This is a genomic window from Haemophilus haemolyticus, from assembly GCF_003493685.1.
GTDB classification, from domain to species: domain Bacteria; phylum Pseudomonadota; class Gammaproteobacteria; order Enterobacterales; family Pasteurellaceae; genus Haemophilus; species Haemophilus haemolyticus_O.
The window spans coordinates 1-21,763 of record NZ_QQJW01000003.1 but is presented as its reverse complement, the minus strand read 5'-3'; the positions used below and the strand labels follow the sequence as shown (position 1 = coordinate 21,763).

Here is a 21,763-nt window from a genome sequence, read left to right as displayed (position 1 = left end):
CTTAAAAGGGTAAATAAATGAAAATAGTCAACGCTTATGAAATTAAAAACATTATTAAATCTGACCGCACTTGCTTTGTTTGCTATAATTACTAGCTTTTCAGCCTATGCGGACACTCACAAAATGTATGGTATCCAAGGGGATAAACTTTCGATTATAACCAAAGTACCTGCCCCTAGTACTTATTCCGTGAAAGGGCAAACTTATACGACAAAAACTGAAGATGATGCTAAATCCTATACGAAAGAAGGGATGGCAAGTTACTATCATCTCAAATTTAATGGGCGTAGAACTGCAAGTGGTGATGTTTATAATTCAACGCAATTTACTGCAGCACATAAAACATTGCCAATAAATTCTTATGCTTTGGTGACTAATTTACATAACAATCGTAAAGTTATCGTACGTATTAATGATCGTGGGCCTTTTAGTGATAAACGTTTGATTGACCTTTCCCATGCTGCAGCGAAAGAAATAGGATTAATTTCTCGCGGTATGGGGAATGTTAGAATTGAGGCGTTGCATGTTGCTAAAAATGGGCGTTTATCGGGCGCAGCGACAAGAACGCTGGCTAAGCATGCAAAAACTCAAGAAGCAGCTGATCGTTTAGTAAAATCTAATGAATCTTCTAATAAGTCCTTTAAGATGGTAAATGAAAAAAAAGGAAATGAAGTTTATCGTTTGAAAATGCTTGAGGTTACTTCTCGTAGTCAAGCTGATAAGTTAATTACGCAACTCGCATTAGATAATATTCAAGCTGAAGTAAATCGTTCAGGCAATAAATACGAAATTCATATTGGGCCTTTTGATAACGAAACACAAATGTTACGAGTGAGAACCAAATTACAAAAAATGGCAGTAAATAAGCCACTAATTGTTTACACATATAAAAATTAATTGTAGGAATACACTATGTTGAAAAGAACAACAAAAATCGCATTTTTATCAAGTTTTGTGGCACTTAGTGCTTTTTCGGTATCTGCAGAAGATATGCAGTTTGGCGTAACTCCACCACAAATTACTGCTCAAACGTATGTATTGATGGATTACAATTCAGGCGCAATTTTGGCCGCACTTAATCCTGACGAGCGTCAATATCCTGCATCCTTAACTAAAATGATGACAAGTTATGTGGTAGGGAGCGCTTTAAAACAGGGTAAAATTCACAATACCGATATGGTAACCATTGGTGAGAGTGCTTGGGGGCGTAATTTCCCTGATTCATCAAAAATGTTTTTAGATTTAAATACACAAGTATCTGTAGCAGACTTGAATCGTGGTGTGATTGTTGTATCCGGTAATGATGCAACAGTGGCATTGGCTGAACATATCTCCGGCAATGTACCGAACTTTGTAGAAACAATGAACAAATATGTTCAACAATTTGGTTTGAAAAATACAAATTTTACCACGCCACATGGTTTAGACGATCCTAATCAATATTCTTCTGCTCGTGATATGGCGCTTATTGGTGCACATATTATTCGTGATTTACCTGAAGAATATAAAATTTACTCAGAAAAAGATTTTACATTTAATAAAATTAAACAACCCAACCGTAATGGCTTATTATGGGATAAAACCATCAATGTTGATGGAATGAAAACAGGCCATACTAGCCAAGCAGGATATAACCTAGTTGCTTCAGCGGCTACACCAAACAATATGCGTTTAATTTCTGTCGTGATGGGTGTTCCAACTTACAAAGGTCGTGAAGTAGAAAGTAAAAAACTTTTACAATGGGGTTTTGCTAATTTCGAAACATTTAAAACTTTAGAGGCTGGTAAAGAAATTTCAGAGCAACCTGTTTATTACGGTAATAAAGGTAGTGTGAAATTAGGTACGTTACAAGATAGCTTTATCACTGTTCCGAAAGGCAAACAAAATGAGCTTAAAGCTCGATATGAGTTAGAAAGTAAAAACTTACAAGCGCCTTTAGCAAAAGGCCAAGTCGTAGGTAAAGTCATTTATCAATTAGAAGGTAAAGATATTGCAGCGGTAAACTTACAAGTGATGGATGAAGTGGGCGAAGCTAGTATTTTCGGAAAAGCTTGGGATTGGCTCGTGCTCACTGTAAAAGGCTTATTTGCATAAAATATGCCAGAAACTTACCGCACTTTTTTCATTTTTAACTGAGGCATTCGTAATGTGTGGGTGGTCTACCATCCACACATCATTTTTATTATTGGGAAATAATATGACAACAGAAAACGATTACGCAAAACTTAAAGAATTAATGGAATTTCCAGCAAAAATGACATTTAAAGTTGCTGGAATTAATCGCGAGGGGTTAGCGCAAGATCTAATTCAAGTCGTTCAAAAATATATTAAAGGCGATTATATTCCTAAGGAAAAACGGAGTAGTAAAGGTACCTATAATTCGGTTTCAATCGACATTATTGCTGAAAACTTTGAGCAAGTAGAAACACTTTATAAAGAACTTGCTAAAGTTGAAGGCGTAAAAATGGTTATCTAGTATGAACAATTCCCTTATCGTTCGTCAGTTAGGGTTGCAAGATTATCAAGAAATTTGGCATAAAATGCAGAATTTTACAGATAGTCGCACCGCGGAAACGCAAGACGAAATTTGGTTGGTGCAACATCCTCCAGTATTTACCCAAGGGCAAGCAGGTAAACCAGAGCATCTTTTACAACGTAGTGAAATACCTGTGGTGCAGTCGGATCGTGGTGGGCAAATAACCTATCATGCACCCGGTCAGCAAGTGATGTATGTGCTTATTGACATTAAGCGCCATAAAAACTTAAATGTACGTCAATTAGTTACCGCACTTGAACAAACAGTGGTAAAAACTTTAGCTGAATATGGTATTGAAAGTTATCCAAAACCTGATGCACCAGGCGTGTATGTGGATGGAAAAAAGATTTGTTCTCTTGGGCTGCGTATTCGTCGTGGGTGCTCTTTCCACGGGTTGGCATTGAATATCAATATGGATCTTAATCCATTTCATTATATTAATCCATGCGGCTATGCTGGTCTTGAAATGTGTCAATTAGCGGATTTTGTTAATCAAGATGAAGCTAATTGCGATAAGGTTTCACCAAAATTAATTAAACACTTTGCCGAGCTTTTAGGCTATAATGTAACAAATTTGTAATATTTAATGATCAAAAATGCCCTGTTTGGGCATTTTTATTTAGGAACGCTTATGTCAACACCTTTCAAAATGGAACGCGGTGTAAAATATCGCGATGCGGCAAAAACGTCGATTATTCCAGTAAAAAATATTGATCCAAACCAAGAGCTATTGAAAAAGCCTGAATGGATGAAAATTAAACTTCCGGCAAATTCACTTAAAATTGAAAGCATCAAAAATGGAATGCGTCGCCATGGTTTGCATTCCGTGTGTGAAGAAGCATCTTGTCCAAATTTACACGAATGTTTTAATCATGGAACAGCAACTTTTATGATTTTAGGCGCAATTTGTACGCGTCGTTGCCCGTTCTGTGATGTTGCGCATGGGAAACCATTACCGCCCGATCCTGAAGAGCCACAAAAATTAGCTGAAACTATCCAAGATATGAAACTTAAATATGTGGTGATTACATCGGTGGATCGCGATGATTTGCCTGATCGTGGCGCAGGTCATTTTGCCGAATGTGTAAAAGCTGTGCGCGAGCTTAATCCTAACATTAAGATTGAAATTTTAGTACCTGATTTCCGTGGTCGCATTACACAGGCATTGGAAAAATTAAAAGATAATCCGCCAGATGTTTTTAACCATAATTTAGAAAACGTACCGCGCCTATATAAAGAGATTCGTCCTGGAGCAGATTACGAATGGTCACTGACATTATTGCGTGAATTTAAAGAAATGTTCCCGAATATCCCAACTAAATCAGGTTTAATGGTGGGATTAGGAGAAACCAACGAGGAAATTTTACAAGTCATGCAAGATTTACGTGATAATGGTGTGACAATGCTCACGTTGGGGCAATATCTTCAACCTAGCCGCCATCATTTACCTGTTGCGCGTTATGTGCCTCCAAGCGAATTTGATGAATTCCGTGAAAAAGCCAATGCAATGGGCTTTGAACATGCGGCTTGTGGACCATTTGTTCGCTCTTCTTATCACGCTGATTTACAAGCTAGTGGCGGATTAGTGAAATAATTTAAGGGGCTGTACTAGATAACGACTAAAAATCCCATTTAGGTTAGAATAAACCAATGAGAAAAAGTCGCTTAAGTCAGCATAAACAAAATAAACTCATTGAACTGTTTGTCGCAGGTGTCACAGCAAGAACAGCCAGTGAATTGGTTAATGTAAACAAAAATACAGCCGCTTATTACTTTCATCGATTACGCTTACTCATCTATCAAACAAGCCCCCATTTGGAAATGTTTGAAGGCGAGATTGAAGCCGATGAAAGCTATTTCGGCGGTACTCGAAAAGGCAAGCGTGGTCGCGGTGCCGTGGGAAAAGTCGCAGTATTCGGGCTTCTCAAAAGAAATGGCAAGGTTTATACCGTCGTTGTCCCTAATGCGCAATCAGCGACATTATTGCCAATTATCCGAGAGAAAGTTAAGCCTGATAGCATTGTGTACACGGATACCTTTCGTAGTTATGATGTGCTTGATGTCAGTGAATTTAGCCATTTTCGCATCAATCACAGCACGCATTTTGCTGAAAATCACAACCACATAAACGGAATTGAGAATTTTTGGAATCAAGCAAAACGCCACTTACGGAAGTTTAATGGCATTCCCAAAGAGCATTTTGAGCTATATTTAAAGGAATGTGAATGGCGTTTTAACAACAGTGAAATAAAATCTCAAATTTCCATTTTAAAACAATTAGTTAAGGGGATTTAGGTCTAGTTATCTAGTACAGCCCCTAATTTAAAATTGCTCTGAATTAAACCGCACTTTTTGCTTGTCACGAAAGTGCGGTTTATTTTTGATGTTTTTTTTCACCGAATATTTACTAGCCAGAATTATTGCAAGCCTGTAAAATAGCCGACCGTTTTATTCGACTAATTATTTATAACACCTGACGATATTGTAGAAAATGACTCAAAAATTACATATTAAAACTTGGGGCTGCCAGATGAATGAATATGATTCATCTAAAATGGCAGATCTTTTATTAAGTACTCATGGATTAGAACTTACTGAAATTCCTGAAGAAGCAGACGTATTATTATTGAATACCTGTTCTATTCGTGAAAAAGCACAAGAAAAAGTGTTCCACCAACTTGGGCGTTGGAAAGAATTAAAGAAAAATAATCCAAATTTAGTGATTGGTGTAGGTGGCTGTGTGGCTTCTCAAGAAGGTGAACATATTCGTCATCGTGCGCCTTATGTAGATATTATTTTTGGTCCGCAAACTTTGCACCGCCTGCCTGAAATGATTAACCAAATTCGTGGTGGTAAGAGCTCTGTTGTAGATGTAAGTTTCCCTGAAATTGAGAAATTTGATCGCTTACCTGAACCTCGTGCAGAAGGCCCAACGGCATTTGTTTCGATTATGGAAGGCTGTAATAAATACTGTACTTTCTGTGTTGTACCTTATACACGCGGTGAAGAAGTTAGCCGTCCTGTGGATGACATACTATTTGAAATTGCGCAGCTTGCGGATCAAGGTGTGCGTGAGGTTAATCTACTTGGTCAAAACGTGAATGCTTATCGTGGTCCGACACATGATGGTCAAATTTGTAGCTTTGCTGAGTTGCTTCGTCTCGTGGCCTCTATCGATGGTATTGACCGTTTACGTTTTACAACCAGTCATCCAATAGAATTTACGGATGATATTATTGACGTATATAGTGATACGCCTGAATTGGTGAGTTTCTTGCATCTTCCAGTCCAAGCAGGTTCTGACCGTGTATTAACGATGATGAAACGTGGTCATACAGCATTAGAATATAAATCTATTATTCGTAAACTTCGTGCTGTGCGCCCTGATATTCAAATTAGCTCAGACTTTATTGTTGGTTTCCCAGGTGAAACGGCTGAAGATTTTGAGCAAACTATGAATTTGATTGCACAAGTGAACTTTGATATGAGTTTCAGTTTTGTATATTCCGCTCGACCGGGTACACCAGCGGCAGATATGCCAGATGATGTGACGGAAGATGAAAAGAAACAACGTCTTTATGTGTTACAAGAACGTATTAATCAACAAGCCGCACAATTTAGCCGCCGTATGCTTGGCACGGAGCAGCGCGTGTTAGTTGAAGGGCCATCGAAGAAAGACATTATGGAATTAACGGGACGTACTGAAACGAACCGTATTGTCAATTTCCAAGGTTCTCCGGAAATGATTGGTAAATTTGTGGATGTGAAAATCACTGATGTTTATACCAATTCTCTACGTGGTGAAGTGGTGCGCACAGAAGATGAAATGGGATTACGTATTGCGCAATCTCCACAAGAAGTGATGAATCGCACACGTAAAGAAGATGAATTAGGCGTAGGGCGTTACCACGGCTAATTGAAATCTTGAAATATTTAACCGCACTTTGAGAAATTAAAGTGCGGTTATTTTTTAGGGTATATGGTTTAGATTTGCCAATCTATCGGTTTTATTCCGTGGCTTTCCAAATATGAATTTGTTTTGGAAAAATGATGACAGCCAAAGAAACCTCGATGTGCTGAAAGTGGGGAAGGGTGTGGCGCCGTTAAAACAAGGTGACGAGTGCGGTCAATAATTTGCCCTTTTTTTTGTGCGTGACTGCCCCAAAGTAAAAATACGAGTTTTTCACGATGTTCATTAAGCGCTGTAATAACACGATCCGTAAACGTTTCCCAGCCGAAATTAGCATGCGAATGTGCCATACCACGTTCCACAGTAAGGACTGTGTTAAGGAGCAATACCCCTTGTTCTGCCCATTTGACTAAATAACCATGAGATGGCGTTTGGAATCCCGAAATATCTTGTGTAAGTTCTTTATACATATTTAATAGGGAGGGGGGAATAGCGACTTCAGGTTTTACTGAAAAAGCCAATCCATGAGCTTGGTTTGGTCCATGGTAGGGATCCTGACCTAAAATCACCACTTTTACATCTTCAAAAGCGGTATATTTAAATGCATTAAATACATCTTCTTGTGGTGGATAAATCGTTTTCCCGTTTGCTCTTGCAAGATGAACCTGTTGTAGTGCGTGTTGAAAGTAAGGTTGTTCTTTTTCTTTTCCGATAACATCTGTCCAGGTTTTCATTATTTTGATCCTATTAATAAGTTTGCTCTTATTATAAACAAAAAGCTTAAGTCAATAAAAAGTTTAAAAGGTTAAATTAATGTTAAATTATTTTGGGTAAATAGCTATATAAATGAGCAAAGTTTAATTTAGATCAAGTTTGTAAAATTATCCTAAAAAGATAACCTGTTCTTTATCAAAAAAATCCAAAATAATTTGAAATCTTCAAATTATTTGATAAACTTTGTACAGTTTTTATGATTATTCCAATGCCAATTAGGAGGCTATTATGATTAAAGGTATTCAAATTACTCAAGCGGCAAATGACAATTTGCTTAATTCATTCTGGTTATTAGACAGCGAAAAAAATGAAGCGCGTTGCTTATGTGCAAAAGGCGAATTTGCTGAAGACCAAGTTGTTGCTGTTAGCGAATTAGGTCAAATCGAATACCGTGAATTACCGGTAAACGTAGCGCCAACTGTTAAAGTTGAAGGTGGCCAACACTTAAACGTGAACGTATTACGTCGTGAAACTTTAGAAGATGCGGTAAACAATCCAGATAAATATCCACAATTAACTATCCGTGTTTCTGGTTACGCAGTACGTTTCAACTCTTTAACGCCAGAACAACAACGCGACGTGATCACTCGTACTTTCACTGAAAGCCTATAATTTCAGTTTGAATGAAAAAAGAAACCCCGAAGTCATTCGGGGTTTTGTTTTATCTAAAAGGTTAAAAAATTTGACCGCACTTTTCCCTTTCATCCCTAGCGATTTCCGCGCTTTTCAGGTACAATCCGCCAGTTAAATTTAATGATTTTTGAGAAAAACTATCTTTTATGAAGAATATTCGCAACTTTTCTATTATTGCCCATATTGACCACGGTAAATCGACGCTTTCTGACCGTTTGATTCAAACTTGTGGTGGCCTTTCGGATCGTGAAATGGAAGCTCAAGTGTTAGATTCAATGGATCTTGAGCGTGAGCGCGGCATTACCATCAAAGCACAAAGTGTTACTTTAAATTATAAAGCCAAAGATGGCGAAACTTATCAATTAAACTTTATCGATACACCAGGACATGTGGACTTTTCCTATGAGGTATCTCGCTCTCTTGCTGCTTGTGAAGGGGCATTGTTAGTTGTGGATGCAGGACAAGGGGTAGAAGCGCAGACCTTGGCAAACTGTTATACCGCAATCGAAATGGATTTAGAAGTAGTACCGATTTTAAATAAAATCGACTTGCCTGCCGCAGATCCTGAACGCGTAGCTGAAGAAATTGAAGATATCGTGGGAATTGATGCGATGGAAGCTGTACGTTGTTCGGCTAAGACTGGTGTGGGTATCGAAGATGTATTAGAAGAAATCGTTGCGAAAATTCCAGCACCAGAAGGAGACCCAGATGCGCCATTACAAGCGTTGATTATTGACTCTTGGTTCGATAACTATTTAGGCGTGGTGTCATTGGTTCGTATTAAAAATGGTGTATTGCGTAAAGGCGATAAAATCAAAGTAATGTCTACCGGACAGGCTTACAACGTTGATCGTTTAGGGATTTTTACGCCAAAACAAGTGGATACGACCGTATTAAATACCGGCGAAGTGGGTTGGGTTGTTTGTGCAATTAAAGATATTTTAGGTGCACCAGTAGGGGATACCTTAACACATCAGCATAATCCAGCAAGCCATGTGTTGCCAGGCTTTAAGAAAGTAAAACCGCAGGTTTATGCTGGTTTATTCCCAGTTAGCTCAGATGATTATGAAGCATTTCGTGATGCACTGAGTAAATTGAGCTTAAATGATGCTTCACTTTTCTATGAGCCGGAAACTTCAACCGCACTTGGCTTTGGTTTCCGCTGTGGTTTCCTTGGCCTTTTACACATGGAAATCATTCAAGAGCGTCTAGAGCGTGAGTATGATTTAGATCTCATTACTACTGCGCCAACGGTTATTTACGAAGTGCAATTAACGAATGGTGATGTTGTTTACGTCGATAGCCCATCGAAATTGCCTCCACTTAATAATATTGCTGAAATTCGCGAGCCGATTGCAGAATGTAATATGTTAGTGCCGCAAGAATATTTAGGTAATGTCATTACACTTTGCGTGGAAAAACGTGGCGTGCAAACCAATATGGTATATCACGGTAATCAGATTGCGCTGACTTATGAGATTCCAATGGGCGAAGTTGTTTTAGACTTCTTTGACCGTTTAAAATCGACATCCCGTGGTTATGCTTCGTTAGATTACGGTTTCAAACGTTTCCAAGCTGCAGATATGGTTCGCGTGGATATTATGATTAATAGCGAACGAGTAGATGCTTTGGCTTTAATCGTTCATAAAGATAATTCACAATATCGTGGCCGTGAATTGGTTGAAAAAATGCGTGAGTTAATTCCTCGTCAGCAATTTGATATCGCTATTCAAGCCGCGATTGGAAACCACATAATTGCCCGTTCTACGGTGAAACAATTACGTAAGAATGTATTGGCAAAATGTTATGGTGGTGACGTGAGCCGTAAGAAAAAACTCTTACAGAAACAGAAAGAAGGTAAAAAACGTATGAAGTCTTTGGGTAACGTAGAAGTACCACAAGAAGCGTTTTTAGCAATTTTACATGTAGGAAAAGATAAATAAGGAAAATTATGTCAAATTTATTTTTTGTGATTTTACTGGCGGTTGGTTTTGGTGTTTGGAAAGTTTTAGATTATTTTCAATTACCAAACACATTCAGTATTGTATTGCTAATTTTGACCGCACTTTCAGGTGTATTATGGTGCTACCATTATTTTGTGGTAACGCCAAAACGTAATCGTAAAATTGCACGTGCTGAACAGCGTTCAGGCCAAGTATTAACTGATGAAGAAAAAGCAAAAATTGAACCGATTTCCGAAGCCTCTGAGTTTTTATCATCTCTTTTTCCGGTGCTTTCTGTCGTATTCTTAGTCCGCTCTTTTTTATTTGAACCATTTCAAATTCCTTCTGGTTCAATGGAATCAACCTTACGAGTTGGTGACTTTTTGGTCGTGAACAAATATGCTTATGGCGTGAAAGATCCTATTTTCCAAAACACCATTATTGCTGGTAAAAAACCACAACGAGGTGATGTAATTGTGTTTAAAGCACCACAACAAGCTTTAATTCGTACTGGTCTTGGGGCAACACGAGCAGCATTTGCAGAAAATCTAGCGTTAAGCTCAAAAGATAATATGTCTGGTGTCGATTATATTAAGCGTATTATTGGAAAGGGTGGAGATCGCGTAATTTTTGATGCGGAACAAAAAACACTAAAAGTGGTATATGGCAAAGAAGGTAAACCTTGTGAGGTTGATTGCGAAACCAAGGCGTTTGAATATTCACAAAATCCAACAAATCCTGCTTTTCCGAATGAATTAGAATTGACTGAAAAAGGCGACGTAACACATAACGTGTTAATTAGTGAATATCGTCGTTATTCAGGTCCTGAGTTTTTCCCACAAGAAGGTATGCAAACTGCAGAATGGCTTGTGCCAGAAGGGCAGTATTTTGTGATGGGTGATCACCGCGATCACAGCGATGATAGCCGTTTCTGGGGCTTTGTGCCTGAAAAAAATATCGTGGGTAAAGCCACTTATATTTGGATGAGCTTAGAAAAAGAAGCGAATGAATGGCCAACAGGTTTCCGTTTTGATCGTTTCTTTACAGCAATAAAATAAGATGAATCATTTAGATCGACTTGAGCGTAAAATCGGCTATCGTTTTAATGATATTGCGCTCTTAAAGCAAGCACTTACACATCGAAGTGCGGCAACTCAACATAACGAACGCCTAGAATTTCTAGGCGATTCTATTCTTAATTTTACTATCGCTGAGGCGCTTTATCATCAGTTTCCACGTTGTAATGAAGGTGAACTGAGTCGCATGCGTGCTACTTTGGTACGCGAACCCACTTTAGCGATTTTAGCGCGCCAATTTGAATTAGGCAATTATATGTCTCTTGGTTCTGGCGAGCTAAAGAGCGGTGGTTTTCGCCGTGAATCTATTCTTGCCGATTGTGTAGAAGCGATCATAGGCGCAATGTCTTTGGATCAAGGATTGGCTGTGACGACCCAAGTGATACGAAATTGGTATCAACAATTATTGGCAGAAATTAAACCAGGCGATAATCAAAAAGATGCGAAAACTCGTTTACAAGAATATTTACAAGGTAAACATCTGCCATTGCCAACTTATGAAGTAGTCAATATTCAAGGGGAAGCCCATTGCCAAATTTTCACGGTTGAATGCAAAGTGAAAAGTGTGGAGAAAATTGACCGCACTTTTGTGGCAAAAGGATCTAGCCGTCGTAAAGCTGAACAAGCTGCAGCAGAACAAATTTTAAAAGAACTGGACATCAAATGACCGAACAATTCGACAAAACCTATTGTGGCTTTATTGCTATCGTAGGTCGCCCAAATGTGGGTAAATCAACGCTCTTAAATAAAATTTTAGGACAAAAAATTTCAATTACATCACGTAAAGCGCAAACCACGCGTCACCGCATTGTGGGAATTAAAACTGAAGGGGCGTATCAAGAAATCTATGTGGATACTCCGGGACTTCATATTGAAGAGAAGCGTGCGATTAACCGCTTAATGAACCGCGCAGCAAGTAGTGCTATTGGCGATGTTGATTTAATTATTTTTGTCGTAGATGGCACACACTGGAATGCAGATGATGAGATGGTGCTAAACAAATTACGCAATGCAAAGGCACCCGTTGTGTTAGCTATTAACAAAGTAGATAACATCAAAAATAAAGATGATTTATTGCCGTTTATTACAGAACTTAGCAGTAAATTTAATTTTGCTCACATTGTACCAATTTCTGCACAGCGTGGTAATAATGTTCATGAGTTAGAGAAAATTGTACGCCAATCTTTACGCGAAGGTGTGCATCATTTTCCAGAAGATTATGTCACAGACCGTTCGCAACGTTTTATGGCATCGGAAATAATCCGTGAAAAATTAATGCGTTTTACCGGTGAAGAATTACCTTATTCTGTTACGGTTGAAATTGAACAATTTAAAGTGAATGAACGTGGCACTTATGAAATAAATGGCTTAATTCTCGTTGAACGTGAAGGCCAGAAAAAAATGGTAATTGGTGCCAGCGGTCAAAAAATTAAAACTATTGGTATGGAAGCGCGTGCTGATATGGAACGTTTATTTGATAACAAAGTCCATCTTGAACTTTGGGTGAAGGTGAAATCTGGTTGGGCTGACGATGAACGTGCACTGCGTAGTTTAGGATATATGGATGAATAAAGTGCGGTGAAATCCATAAGTAATAAATAGAAAAATCCCCATTATTGCGATGGGGATTTTTTTTGTTTCTAATTTTTCACTGAATACACTTTAAATTTTCCTGTTTGAGCAAGCACTTCGTAATCACCGAAATGTTGTCTAAGTAATTCGGGATAAGGCAAAAATGAATTGGCGACAATGCGTAATTCACCACCTTGATTGAGATGCCATTTCGCTTGAGTGATAAGTTCTTTTACGGCTCGATAGGCGGTATCAATACCATCGTGGAATGGTGGATTGGAAATGATCAAATCAAATTTTCCTTCTATATCAGAAAAGACATCACTGGCGTAAACCTCCCCTTGTAATTGATTTTCCGAAAGTGTTTTACGGGCTGATTCTAACGCCATCGCATGAATATCAGTCATTGTAATTTGTGCGTTAGGAGAGCTTTTTTTGATCATAGATCCTATTACTCCTGCGCCACAGCCAAGATCGAGCACTTTTCCTTTTATTTTATTATCAATGGTTGAAAGTAACAGTTCTGTGCCCGTATCTAATTCCGCTGCACTAAATACCCCAGGTAAACTATATATAGTTAAGTTTTGTAGAGTAGGATGTTGATAGGTTTTCCAGAAATTTTTAAGTTCAAAGTGCGGTTTGTTTTGTAGTGAAAAATGATATAAACCGCAACGACGAGCAGAGTCAATTTTCGCTATTTCACCATAGGGTTCTAATGTTTTTTCTACTGAACGCACGCCACAACGGTTTTCTCCAATAATTAATATTTCTTGGCCAATAGGCGCCTGAGCTAATAGTTGAAGCAGTTGGAAATTGACTTCTTGTTTGTTTTTAGTCCAATAATAAACGATTAAATCCGCTTGATCTTGAAATTCAACGGAAAACTTGACCGCACTTTGCGTTCTTGCATAGTCAAAATAGCAACTCCAAATTTGGATTGATTGGCATTTTGAGGCTAACGTTTGAGGAAAACTATCAGAAATACCGCCAGCAAATAATACCGATTTTCCATCAAAAAATGAAAGATGTCGTTCTAAAACTTGGCTTTCTAGAAAAATCACGCTTTGAATCCTGTGGGTTATTAGTTAAAATTATGCGCTATTTTAGCAAAGATTAATAAAAGAAATTAACACTATTTTTCAAGCAACGTTTTTAAAAATTCACTTATGAATAGACGCGATCTTCTTTTACAAGAACTGGGCATTTCTCAGTGGACATTATACCGCCCAGAGGTGCTACAAGGTTCAGTAGGAATTAGTGTTGCGGAGAATATTCGCTTTATCACTGTTTCTGATGAAAATATAAGTGGTTCGCCTTTGTTGGCTGATGTGCTACTCAGCCTTGATCTTAAAAAAGAAGATTACTTATGTTTGAATTACGATCAAATCCAGCATATCGAATGTAAGCAGCCTATTCGTTACTGGTTACTATCAGAAAATAACGACAAAATTGACCGCACTTTATCATTTTGTATGCAGGCTGAGCAGGTTTATCGCTCGCCAAGTTGGCAACAATTTCAATCTAATCATCAAGCCAAACGAGAGTTGTGGCAACAAATTCAGCAGCCTTAATTATGTCTATTATTTCTAAAATTGAATCCAGTGATTTCGACCGATTGTATGAAATTGAGCAGCAAACACATCTTGTGCCTTGGTCGCTGGGGACATTAAAAAATAATCAAGGGGAGCGTTATCTCAATTTAAAATTAATAGAGAATAATCAGATTATTGGTTTTGCTATTTGCCAAACAGTATTGGATGAAGCGACTTTGTTTAATATTGCTATTTTACCGTCTCATCAAGGTAATGGATTGGGGAAATTATTGTTGAATGAGTTAATCGCTCGGTTGAAAGAAAAAGGCGTACAGACCTTATGGCTAGAAGTTAGAGAGTCTAACCCAGCTCGTTTCTTGTATGAAAAAATAGGTTTTAATGAAGTCGATATTCGAAAAAATTATTATCCGAAACCTAGTGGCGGACGAGAAAATGCCGTAGTAATGGCCTGTTATTTATAGATACAAATGATATAGCCTAGGATGTTTATCCTAGGCTATATTTTTATGCTTCTTCTGCAGGAAAAACAAATGGATTTAATCCGCTGCGTGCGAAACCTTTTTCTTCCATTTCAATATCTAAGAAAATAGAAGCCAAATCGTCGGCTACTGGTTCTACATGAGGATCTTTTTCTTGGAACATGATTTTTAAGTAACTTTCACAGCTACCACAGGTTTCGGCACGAATAAGTGCAAGTTCTTCATCTAACGACCACATTTCGAGTTTGTCATGGCTATTACAATTGGTGCATTGTGCGCGTACTAAATTCCATTCACTTTCACATAAATTACAATGTAAGTAGCGTAAACCTTGTGATGTACCAATTTGCACAATGCTTGCAACAGGCAATGAGCCACAAACAGGGCAGTGATGTAAATTTTCGGCGTTTTCAACTCGGCTATTATGAGGAATTTGTTGAGCTGCTTGTAACCAATAAAGTGAAAGTGCAGCCCAAATAAAGACTGCTTTATCACTGCTGACTAAATTAAATTCTTGAGCTAAGAGCTTATTTGCCATTTTTTCTAATTCGGCAGAGGATGCTTTTTCAAGAAATTCAATTGTTGCGGCGACTTGCTCATTAGCCTTTGGTTTTATCTCATCAAGAATTTCAGTTAAGTATTTACGCCAGATGCTGTTTCTTTTAAAGGTTTTCGCATTTAGTGGCTCGATATCATTTAGCTGTTCAAACTGTTGTGGCGGTAAAGGATTTTTTTCTAACGTGGAAAGTTGACTTTCAACTATGTCTGCAGCAAATAATAAATAATCTGATAGTGGGTGATTTTGTGCTAAGTCTCTTAAACGTTTTGCTCTGCGTTGATAAAGATTTTTAGGATTGGCAAATAATACAGCAGGCGTTTGGAAAGAATTCGCTGCTTGTTTGATTTCTGATTCTGATAAGATTTTGATACTCATGTTCTTTTCTCACTTTCATAATAAAAAGTGCGGTCAATTTTAACCGCACTTTTTTCTTTTTCAAGATTTCAGCTTATTTGCCAAATCCTTTAAATAATACTTTGGTTTTGCCTTTTTTACCTGATTGCTCGTTGAGTAAATCTTTTTCAAGCTCAGGTAAAATTTCTTCGCGATACCATTTCGGGTGGTGTTTCTTCGCCCAACGAACGGTTACCCAACCTTCAATGATTCCTCGAATCGAACCTTTAATCCAGAATGCCATATACATATGCACTAAGATACCAGTGAATAACATAAATGCACTCAAAGAATGGAGCAGAATCGAGAAACGCAATACTGGGATTGAGAAGTAGTGCGAAAAATATTGACGCCACATAATGATGCCAGTCACTAATAACGTTACCATCGCCAAATTTAATGTCCAGAAGAGCATTTTTTGACCAAGGTTATATTTGCCATTATCCGCAACCGCGTGTTCGTTTCCTTTAAGAACTTCAACGACACCTTTTGCCCAGCGAATATCGTTTTTCTCTGGAATATTGTGATCCCAGTACAATAATGCCAAGTAGATGAAGGCAAAGAACATTAAAATCCCAGTAAATGGGTGAATTGCACGCGCAATTTGTGGTGTACCTAAAATTTCTGTTAACCATGCGAAATCAGGGAAGAAAAACGCAACACCAGTGAACATCGTCATAAAAAAGCAAATAACCAACATCCAGTGACTGATACGCGCTGGTGTTCTATGGCGGACGATTCGAGTATCGTTGTTGATCTCAATTTTACTCATTGTTTTCCCCCTTAGATGGTTTTTCTTCTTCAAATTCGTGGTGATGATCTTCCACATCTTCTTCAATATTAGGACCTACAGTTAAGTAGTGAGCGATTTCAGCTAATGCCAAGCCACCCATTGCAACTGCTGCTACTGGTTTCAATACATCTTTCCATAAGGTCACACTTAAATCAATTTGTGGATCTTTTGGAAGACCATTGTAAAGCTCTGGTTTATCAGCGTGATGTAACACATACATTACGTGTGTTCCGCCTACGCCTGGAGGATCGTAAAGTCCTGCATTTTCATAACCACGAGATTTTAATTCAGCAATGCGTTGTTCAGCATACACTTTCATTTCTTCTTTAGAACCGAAACGAATTGCGCCTGTTGGACAAGTTTTCACGCATGCAGGCTCTTGACCTACAGAAACACGATCCACACAAAGAGTACATTTGTACACACGGTTATCATCTGGATTCATACGTGGAATGTTGAATGGACAGCCGGCAATACAATAACCACATCCGATACATTTATCAGATTGAAAATCTACAATACCATTGGCGTATTGAATGATAGCACCTGGTGCAGGACAAGCCTTTAAACAACCTGGCTCTGCGCAGTGCATACAACCATCTTTACGGATTAACCATTCTAAACGATCGTTTTCTTCTACTTCGTTAAAGCGCATCACAGTCCATGCTTTGGCATTTAGATCTACAGGGTTATCGTAAATACCATGACACTGTGCATTTACATCAGAGCGGATGTCATTCCACTCTGAGCAGCCAACTTGGCAAGCTTTACAACCGATACATGTACTGACATCGATTAATTTTGCCACTTCAACTTTATGATCTCGCGCTTGTGGTGCAGGCGTTAAGCCTGAAGTTGCGGAGATTTTAATAACGTCTTGCGTTTGAACGCCTTGAGCAGTTCCAGCCATATTATGCCTCTCCAACTTTTTCAATATTCACCAAGAATGTTTTGTATTCTGGTGTTTGCGTGTTTGCCTCACCCCAAGATGGTGTTAAGGTATTAGTAGAGAATCCACGGTTACCTTTACCATTTAAGGCTTTCATATTCCAGTGAATTGGAAGACCTACATGGTGTACGGTACGTCCATCAATTTCTAGATCTTTAAGACGTTTTGTAACCACGGCAACCGCTTTAATATAGCCACGACGAGAAGTAATTTTTACCATATCGCCTTTTTGGATACCTTTTTCTGCCGCTAATTTTTCACCAATTTCCACAAATTGTTGTGGTTGTGCGATGATATTTAATGCAGATTGTGCAGTCCAACTATGGAAGTGTTCTGTTAATCGGTAAGTTGTTGCCACGAATGGGAACTCTTTATTTGAACCGATAAATTCTTTATCTTCAGGATAAATACGCACAGTTGGATCACTTACCACTGCAGAGTGTAATGGATTTGTATCAATTGGGCTTTCAATCGGCTCATAGTGTTCAGGCATTGGACCATTTGCAACTTTATCAACCGCAAATAAACGACCTACACCTTCAGCAGACATAATAAATGGCCCTGTATCTGAACCTGGTGGCTGTGTACCATAGTCTGCTACATCATGCCAGTTCCAGTTTTTACCGTTCCATTTGATTAATTGGCGGTTTTTATCCCAAGGATTACCATTGATATCTAATGATGCACGGCTATAAAGTACGCGGCGGTTTGCAGGCCATGCAAAGCCCCAACCAATGGTACAGCCTAAACCTGATGGATCTGAGTTATCACGGTTTGCGGTTTGGTTACCTTTTTCAGTCCATTGACCAACATATAACCAGTTACCTGATGTTGTTGTACCATCATCACGTAAATGTGCAAATCCATTGAGTAATTGACCTTTCTTGTACATCAAGTTACCGTTTGGATCATAAAGATCTTCAAGCGCGTAACCATTTAATTCTTTGGCTAATTCTACCGCACTTGGTGAGTGTGGTTGAGCATAATTCCAAGTCATTGCTTCAAATGATTCAATACCGCGACCACCTTCTTTTTGGTAAAGATGATGCATTTCTTCACGAATCATAGAAAGAATTTCAACATCTGGTAATGCTTCACCTGGTTGATCGCAACCTTTCCAGTGCCATTGAGCCCAACGCCCTGAGTTTACAATCGAACCATCTTCTTCAGCAAAACAGGTTGTTGGTAAGCGGAAGACTTCAGTTTGAATTTCTGAAGAATTTACATTGTTTGACTCACCAAAGTTTTTCCAGAATTCGGAAGATTCAGTTTGAAGCGGATCCATCACGATTAAGAATTTTAACTTACTCATTCCTGCAACAGTTTTATTTTTGTTCGGTAATGAGTTTAATACGTTAAAGCCTTGTAAAATCCAACCGTGTAATTTGCCTTCATTCATTAATTTAACGTGAGTAATCGGATCATATAAGCGATCTGCTTTTGGTAAGAAATCGAAACCCCAACCGTTTTCTTTGGTTGCTTTATCACCATAGAAGGTTTTCATCATACTAACAAAGAATTTTGAAGTATGACGATAATAGTTCACTTGGTTTGGAACGATATCCTTTGGTGTAATCGCATTAATGTATTGCTCGTAAGAGGTATCTTTATCGTTTGGTAAACGCATATAACCTGGTAAAGACATTGGCAATAAGCCCATATCTGTTGTACCTTGCACATTGGAGTGTCCACGTAATGCGTTAATACCACCACCAGGCATACCCATATTACCTAAAAGTAATTGGATCATCGCCATTGAGCGAATATTTTGTGTACCGATTGAATGCTCGGTAAAGCCTAACGCATATAGATGCGTCATTGTTTTATTTGGTGCAGAGGTTTTACCAATTTCTTCACAGATTTGTAGGAAAAGTTTTTGTTTTACACCTGTAATGCGTTCAACCATTTCTGGAGTATAACGTGAAACATGCTCTTTTAAGATGTTAATGACACAACGAGGATGTTGTAAGGTCATATCACGTTTAGCGTGTCCGTTCTCATCAAACTGATAGTTCCATTTAGATTTATCGTAGTTACGTTTTTCTTCGTTGTAACCTACAAATAAACCGTCTTCAAATTTGAAACCTTCATCAATTAAGAATGAGGCATTGGTATAGTGTTTAACGTATTCGTGTTGAATTTGGTTTGTTTCCAATAAGTAACGGATGACACCCATTAAAAATGCGATATCAGAACCAGAACGAATTGGCGCATGTAAATCTGCAACAGAGGCTGTGCGGTTAAAGCGTGGATCGATGACGATAAGTTTCGCACCGTTTTTCTTCGCTTCAATTGCCCAACGGAAGCCAACAGGGTGAGCTTCAGCAGGATTACCGCCTTGAACAATGATAAGGTTGGCATTTTTTATATCAACCCAGTTATTTGTCATGGCACCGCGACCAAATGATGGAGCAAGACTTGCTACCGTTGGTCCGTGTCAAGTATTCGCTTGGTTACACATCGGCACTATGCCTAACATTCTCACCCATTTATGAGTAAGAAGTGCCGCTTCATTACTCATAGCAGATGCAGTCATAATACCTGTAGTTGCCCAACGGTTCACAGTTTTGCCACTTGCGTCTTTTTCAACAAAGTTAGCATCACGATCATCTTTCAGTAAGCGAGCAATGCGTCTAATTGCATCTTTCCAAGAAATTCGCTCCCATTTATCAGAACCAGGTGCACGATATTGAGGGTATAAAGAACGGCTTTCACTATTGACATAATCTAGTGCGCCAGCACCTTTTGGGCAAAGAGCTCCACGACTGACTGGATGATCTGGATCGCCTTCAAGGTGAAAGAGTTTTGAACGAGTATTTGTGCCAGTATGGCTGCTTAATGAATCGTAAGGTTTGCCTGTGCTGTATAACAACATACCGCAGCTTACGGCACAATATGTACAAGTGTTACGAGATTCAAATGCGCGTAATAATTTATATTCACGCGGCGCAGCTAATGCATTTGCTGGAGCAAAACCCAACATTGCAGCCGATGTTCCCGCCATACCACCTGCACAGACCTTAAAGAATTTTCTTCTTGAGATCTGCATAATCACTCCTTTCAACAACAAGTTGTTGAGATATTTAGATAGTAATAAATTCGTCTAGTGTAACTAGATAATTTGGTTGATTCCGTTAGAATAACGTTATTCAACATCGCAAATTGGTTCAAAGTAGGCCAATTTATGGGCGCCTAGAATAACGATTTTTTAACGATAAATCTATAATCAAATGGCATTATAATGCAGAAATATTGTGATCTAGATCATGATTTTATAAAAAAATTAACATTTTTTTTACATTTAAGTAATGGGTAGGTAAAGAATGGATTGGCTGATTAAACAAACGATTAACTTTTTTAAAAGAAATAAAAGTGTAGAAAATTCAACCGCACTTTTACAATCAAAAGAAGATTTTCTTGCTGTCGAAATGCCAGTTTCATTAGTTTATAACGGTATTTCTCATGCGGTGATGATGTGTTCACCGAAAGATTTAGAGATGTTTGCTCTAGGGTTTTCTCTCACGGAAGGAATTATTGAAAAACCTTCGGATATTTATGGCATCGATGTTGTGGAAGTTTGCAATGGTATTGAAGTGCAAATCGAACTGTCTAGCCGAAAATTTATGGCATTAAAAGAGCATCGTCGTAATCTTACAGGACGTACTGGGTGTGGCATTTGTGGAACGGAGCAGCTTAATCAAGTGTATAAAAATTTTCCAAAATTAGACCGCACTTTTAAGTTTGATTTGAATTTACTAGATGGCTATTTGTCAGAGCTTCATAAAAATCAACGATTAAGTCAGCAGACAGGTTCGACTCATGCTTGTGGCTTTTTTGATTTAGAAGGTAATATGCTTGCTGTTTTTGAAGATGTGGGGCGTCACGTCGCTCTTGATAAATTACTTGGTTGGCATGCAAAATCAGGTAAGCCTAATGGAATTATTGTTGCTTCGAGTCGTGCAAGTTATGAAATGGTTCAAAAAACTATTTCTTGTGGGGTGGAAATGTTAGTCACGATTTCTGGGGCAACTGATCTTGCCGTGAAAATGGCTGAAGCACATAATTTGACTTTGATTGGTTTTGCAAGAGAAGGTAAAGGGAATATCTATAGTGGATATGAACGAATTAATGGTTGATATCTGAGGTCACTCTATATACATACGAGATATTTTTTTCTATTTATTTATTTGTAATCCAACTAGCCAACGCGATAAAAATTGCAAAGATGCAAAACCAAATTATGTGGAGTTTTGCACTTTTACGATTGATTTCAGCATTATGCAGGCGTCGTTTTTCTAATTGTTGTTTATAAATTTCTAAATCTGCGTGTTTGAAAGAAAAACCACAATTAGGGCAGTTTTCTGCATTTTCACTAATCTTTTTTCTGCATTCAGGGCATCGAGTTAAGGCCATATTTTCTCTATAATCTATAAAATTACTTATTTATTAGTATATTAATTGAATTTGGGGCTGTACTAGATAACTAGACCTAAATCCCCTTAACTAATTGTTTTAAAATGGAAATTTGAGATTTTATTTCACTGTTGTTAAAACGCCATTCACATTCCTTTAAATATAGCTCAAAATGCTCTT

Annotated in this window: 22 protein-coding genes and 1 pseudogene; 15 read left to right on the top strand and 8 right to left on the bottom strand. The window is 38.2% G+C overall.

The annotated features are described in order from the left end of the window. Positions 1-36: 36 nt before the first annotated feature. The 7 genes from DV434_RS03685 to miaB all read left to right on the top strand — a co-directional run bounded on the left by DV434_RS03685 (position 37) and on the right by miaB (position 6,452). On the top strand, positions 37-897 hold the full coding sequence (locus tag DV434_RS03685; protein ID WP_118811480.1) for a septal ring lytic transglycosylase RlpA family protein: 861 nt from the start codon (positions 37-39) through the stop codon (positions 895-897). A gap of 15 nt (positions 898-912) precedes the next feature. Further along, positions 913-2,094 (top strand): D-alanyl-D-alanine carboxypeptidase family protein, encoded by a 1,182-nt coding sequence (locus DV434_RS03680; protein WP_118811479.1) that lies wholly within the window; start codon positions 913-915, stop codon positions 2,092-2,094. A gap of 103 nt (positions 2,095-2,197) precedes the next feature. Beyond that, the gene (gene ybeD, locus DV434_RS03675) at positions 2,198-2,476 is read left to right on the top strand and encodes a DUF493 family protein YbeD (RefSeq protein ID WP_006995721.1); all 279 of its coding nucleotides are present in this window, start codon (positions 2,198-2,200) and stop codon (positions 2,474-2,476) included. 1 nt (position 2,477) lies between these two features. Further along, entirely contained in the window at positions 2,478-3,116 is a 639-nt protein-coding gene (lipB, locus tag DV434_RS03670; protein WP_118811478.1) for a lipoyl(octanoyl) transferase LipB, read from the top strand. Between the two features lie 51 nt (positions 3,117-3,167). Beyond that, positions 3,168-4,130 carry a lipoyl synthase gene (gene lipA, locus DV434_RS03665; RefSeq protein ID WP_118811477.1) on the top strand — a complete coding sequence of 321 codons (963 nt, stop codon included), beginning with the start codon at positions 3,168-3,170 and terminating at the stop codon, positions 4,128-4,130. Positions 4,131-4,186: 56 nt separating this feature from the next. Then, on the top strand, positions 4,187-4,831 hold the full coding sequence (locus DV434_RS03660) for an IS1595 family transposase (RefSeq protein WP_118786134.1): 645 nt from the start codon (positions 4,187-4,189) through the stop codon (positions 4,829-4,831). A gap of 196 nt (positions 4,832-5,027) precedes the next feature. Beyond that, positions 5,028-6,452: a tRNA (N6-isopentenyl adenosine(37)-C2)-methylthiotransferase MiaB gene (miaB, locus tag DV434_RS03655; RefSeq protein WP_118811476.1), complete on the top strand. Its 1,425-nt coding sequence runs from the start codon at positions 5,028-5,030 to the stop codon at positions 6,450-6,452. Between the two features lie 68 nt (positions 6,453-6,520). Here the strand turns inward: miaB and ung are convergent, their stop codons facing one another. Continuing rightward, positions 6,521-7,180: a uracil-DNA glycosylase gene (gene ung, locus DV434_RS03650; protein WP_118811475.1), complete on the bottom strand. Its 660-nt coding sequence runs from the start codon at positions 7,178-7,180 to the stop codon at positions 6,521-6,523. Between the two features lie 268 nt (positions 7,181-7,448). Here ung and grcA point away from each other — a divergent pair, with 268 nt between their 5' ends. The 5 genes from grcA to era all read left to right on the top strand — a co-directional run bounded on the left by grcA (position 7,449) and on the right by era (position 12,444). Further along, positions 7,449-7,832: an autonomous glycyl radical cofactor GrcA gene (gene grcA, locus DV434_RS03645; RefSeq protein WP_005628746.1), complete on the top strand. Its 384-nt coding sequence runs from the start codon at positions 7,449-7,451 to the stop codon at positions 7,830-7,832. A gap of 167 nt (positions 7,833-7,999) precedes the next feature. Further along, positions 8,000-9,796, top strand: coding sequence for a translation elongation factor 4 (gene lepA / locus DV434_RS03640; RefSeq protein ID WP_118811474.1), 1,797 nt, complete (start codon positions 8,000-8,002; stop codon positions 9,794-9,796). Positions 9,797-9,804: 8 nt separating this feature from the next. After that, positions 9,805-10,854 carry a signal peptidase I gene (lepB, locus tag DV434_RS03635; RefSeq protein ID WP_118811473.1) on the top strand — a complete coding sequence of 350 codons (1,050 nt, stop codon included), beginning with the start codon at positions 9,805-9,807 and terminating at the stop codon, positions 10,852-10,854. 1 nt (position 10,855) lies between these two features. Further along, the gene (gene rnc, locus DV434_RS03630; RefSeq protein ID WP_118811472.1) at positions 10,856-11,539 is read left to right on the top strand and encodes a ribonuclease III; all 684 of its coding nucleotides are present in this window, start codon (positions 10,856-10,858) and stop codon (positions 11,537-11,539) included. Beyond that, entirely contained in the window at positions 11,536-12,444 is a 909-nt protein-coding gene (era, locus tag DV434_RS03625) for a GTPase Era (RefSeq protein ID WP_118811471.1), read from the top strand. The genes rnc and era overlap by 4 nt, the downstream gene beginning before the upstream one ends. A gap of 68 nt (positions 12,445-12,512) precedes the next feature. Here the strand turns inward: era and rsmC are convergent, their stop codons facing one another. Next, a complete protein-coding gene (rsmC, locus tag DV434_RS03620) occupies positions 12,513-13,505 on the bottom strand; it encodes a 16S rRNA (guanine(1207)-N(2))-methyltransferase RsmC (protein ID WP_118811470.1) in 993 nt (330 codons plus the stop codon). A 105-nt stretch (positions 13,506-13,610) separates the two neighbouring features. Here rsmC and holD point away from each other — a divergent pair, with 105 nt between their 5' ends. Continuing rightward, the gene (holD, locus tag DV434_RS03615) at positions 13,611-14,015 is read left to right on the top strand and encodes a DNA polymerase III subunit psi (RefSeq protein WP_118785014.1); all 405 of its coding nucleotides are present in this window, start codon (positions 13,611-13,613) and stop codon (positions 14,013-14,015) included. 2 nt (positions 14,016-14,017) lie between these two features. Next, positions 14,018-14,458, top strand: a complete 441-nt coding sequence (rimI, locus tag DV434_RS03610; RefSeq protein WP_118785013.1) for a ribosomal protein S18-alanine N-acetyltransferase — start codon at positions 14,018-14,020, stop codon at positions 14,456-14,458. A gap of 43 nt (positions 14,459-14,501) precedes the next feature. On the opposite strand, the gene fdhE is transcribed toward rimI, so the two are convergent. The 4 genes from fdhE to fdnG form a co-directional block, all read right to left on the bottom strand. Continuing rightward, positions 14,502-15,410, bottom strand: a complete 909-nt coding sequence (gene fdhE / locus DV434_RS03605) for a formate dehydrogenase accessory protein FdhE (protein WP_118785012.1) — start codon at positions 15,408-15,410, stop codon at positions 14,502-14,504. Positions 15,411-15,483: 73 nt separating this feature from the next. Continuing rightward, positions 15,484-16,200, bottom strand: a complete 717-nt coding sequence (locus DV434_RS03600; RefSeq protein WP_005628717.1) for a formate dehydrogenase subunit gamma — start codon at positions 16,198-16,200, stop codon at positions 15,484-15,486. Further along, complete coding sequence (fdxH, locus tag DV434_RS03595) at positions 16,193-17,131, bottom strand: formate dehydrogenase subunit beta (protein ID WP_118785011.1); 939 nt, start codon at positions 17,129-17,131, stop codon at positions 16,193-16,195. The genes DV434_RS03600 and fdxH overlap by 8 nt, the downstream gene beginning before the upstream one ends. Before the next feature lies 1 nt (position 17,132). Beyond that, positions 17,133-20,219, bottom strand: coding sequence for a formate dehydrogenase-N subunit alpha (gene fdnG / locus DV434_RS03590; protein ID WP_153065682.1), 3,087 nt, complete (start codon positions 20,217-20,219; stop codon positions 17,133-17,135). 274 nt (positions 20,220-20,493) lie between these two features. Here fdnG and fdhD point away from each other — a divergent pair, with 274 nt between their 5' ends. After that, on the top strand, positions 20,494-21,306 hold the full coding sequence (gene fdhD, locus DV434_RS03580) for a formate dehydrogenase accessory sulfurtransferase FdhD (protein ID WP_118811469.1): 813 nt from the start codon (positions 20,494-20,496) through the stop codon (positions 21,304-21,306). 43 nt (positions 21,307-21,349) lie between these two features. Here fdhD and DV434_RS03575 read toward each other — a convergent pair whose 3' ends face one another. Both DV434_RS03575 and DV434_RS03570 read right to left on the bottom strand, forming a co-directional pair. After that, entirely contained in the window at positions 21,350-21,583 is a 234-nt protein-coding gene (locus tag DV434_RS03575) for a zinc ribbon domain-containing protein (RefSeq protein WP_118785007.1), read from the bottom strand. A 76-nt stretch (positions 21,584-21,659) separates the two neighbouring features. Then, positions 21,660-21,763: pseudogene (locus DV434_RS03570) on the bottom strand (IS1595 family transposase); the annotation flags it as partial.

Bases quoted from the DNA above. Each gene is read 5' to 3' on its own strand.
- DV434_RS03685 (WP_118811480.1), top strand. From the start codon at position 37: ATGAAATTAAAAACATTATTAAATCTGACCGCACTTGCTTTGTTTGCT.
- DV434_RS03680 (WP_118811479.1), top strand. From the start codon at position 913: ATGTTGAAAAGAACAACAAAAATCGCATTTTTATCAAGTTTTGTGGCA.
- ybeD (WP_006995721.1), top strand. From the start codon at position 2,198: ATGACAACAGAAAACGATTACGCAAAACTTAAAGAATTAATGGAATTT.
- lipB (WP_118811478.1), top strand. From the start codon at position 2,478: ATGAACAATTCCCTTATCGTTCGTCAGTTAGGGTTGCAAGATTATCAA.
- lipA (WP_118811477.1), top strand. From the start codon at position 3,168: ATGTCAACACCTTTCAAAATGGAACGCGGTGTAAAATATCGCGATGCG.
- DV434_RS03660 (WP_118786134.1), top strand. From the start codon at position 4,187: ATGAGAAAAAGTCGCTTAAGTCAGCATAAACAAAATAAACTCATTGAA.
- miaB (WP_118811476.1), top strand. From the start codon at position 5,028: ATGACTCAAAAATTACATATTAAAACTTGGGGCTGCCAGATGAATGAA.
- ung (WP_118811475.1), bottom strand. From the start codon at position 7,180: ATGAAAACCTGGACAGATGTTATCGGAAAAGAAAAAGAACAACCTTAC.
- grcA (WP_005628746.1), top strand. From the start codon at position 7,449: ATGATTAAAGGTATTCAAATTACTCAAGCGGCAAATGACAATTTGCTT.
- lepA (WP_118811474.1), top strand. From the start codon at position 8,000: ATGAAGAATATTCGCAACTTTTCTATTATTGCCCATATTGACCACGGT.
- lepB (WP_118811473.1), top strand. From the start codon at position 9,805: ATGTCAAATTTATTTTTTGTGATTTTACTGGCGGTTGGTTTTGGTGTT.
- rnc (WP_118811472.1), top strand. From the start codon at position 10,856: ATGAATCATTTAGATCGACTTGAGCGTAAAATCGGCTATCGTTTTAAT.
- era (WP_118811471.1), top strand. From the start codon at position 11,536: ATGACCGAACAATTCGACAAAACCTATTGTGGCTTTATTGCTATCGTA.
- holD (WP_118785014.1), top strand. From the start codon at position 13,611: ATGAATAGACGCGATCTTCTTTTACAAGAACTGGGCATTTCTCAGTGG.
- rimI (WP_118785013.1), top strand. From the start codon at position 14,018: ATGTCTATTATTTCTAAAATTGAATCCAGTGATTTCGACCGATTGTAT.
- fdhE (WP_118785012.1), bottom strand. From the start codon at position 15,410: ATGAGTATCAAAATCTTATCAGAATCAGAAATCAAACAAGCAGCGAAT.
- DV434_RS03600 (WP_005628717.1), bottom strand. From the start codon at position 16,200: ATGAGTAAAATTGAGATCAACAACGATACTCGAATCGTCCGCCATAGA.
- fdxH (WP_118785011.1), bottom strand. From the start codon at position 17,131: ATGGCTGGAACTGCTCAAGGCGTTCAAACGCAAGACGTTATTAAAATC.
- fdhD (WP_118811469.1), top strand. From the start codon at position 20,494: ATGGATTGGCTGATTAAACAAACGATTAACTTTTTTAAAAGAAATAAA.
- DV434_RS03575 (WP_118785007.1), bottom strand. From the start codon at position 21,583: ATGGCCTTAACTCGATGCCCTGAATGCAGAAAAAAGATTAGTGAAAAT.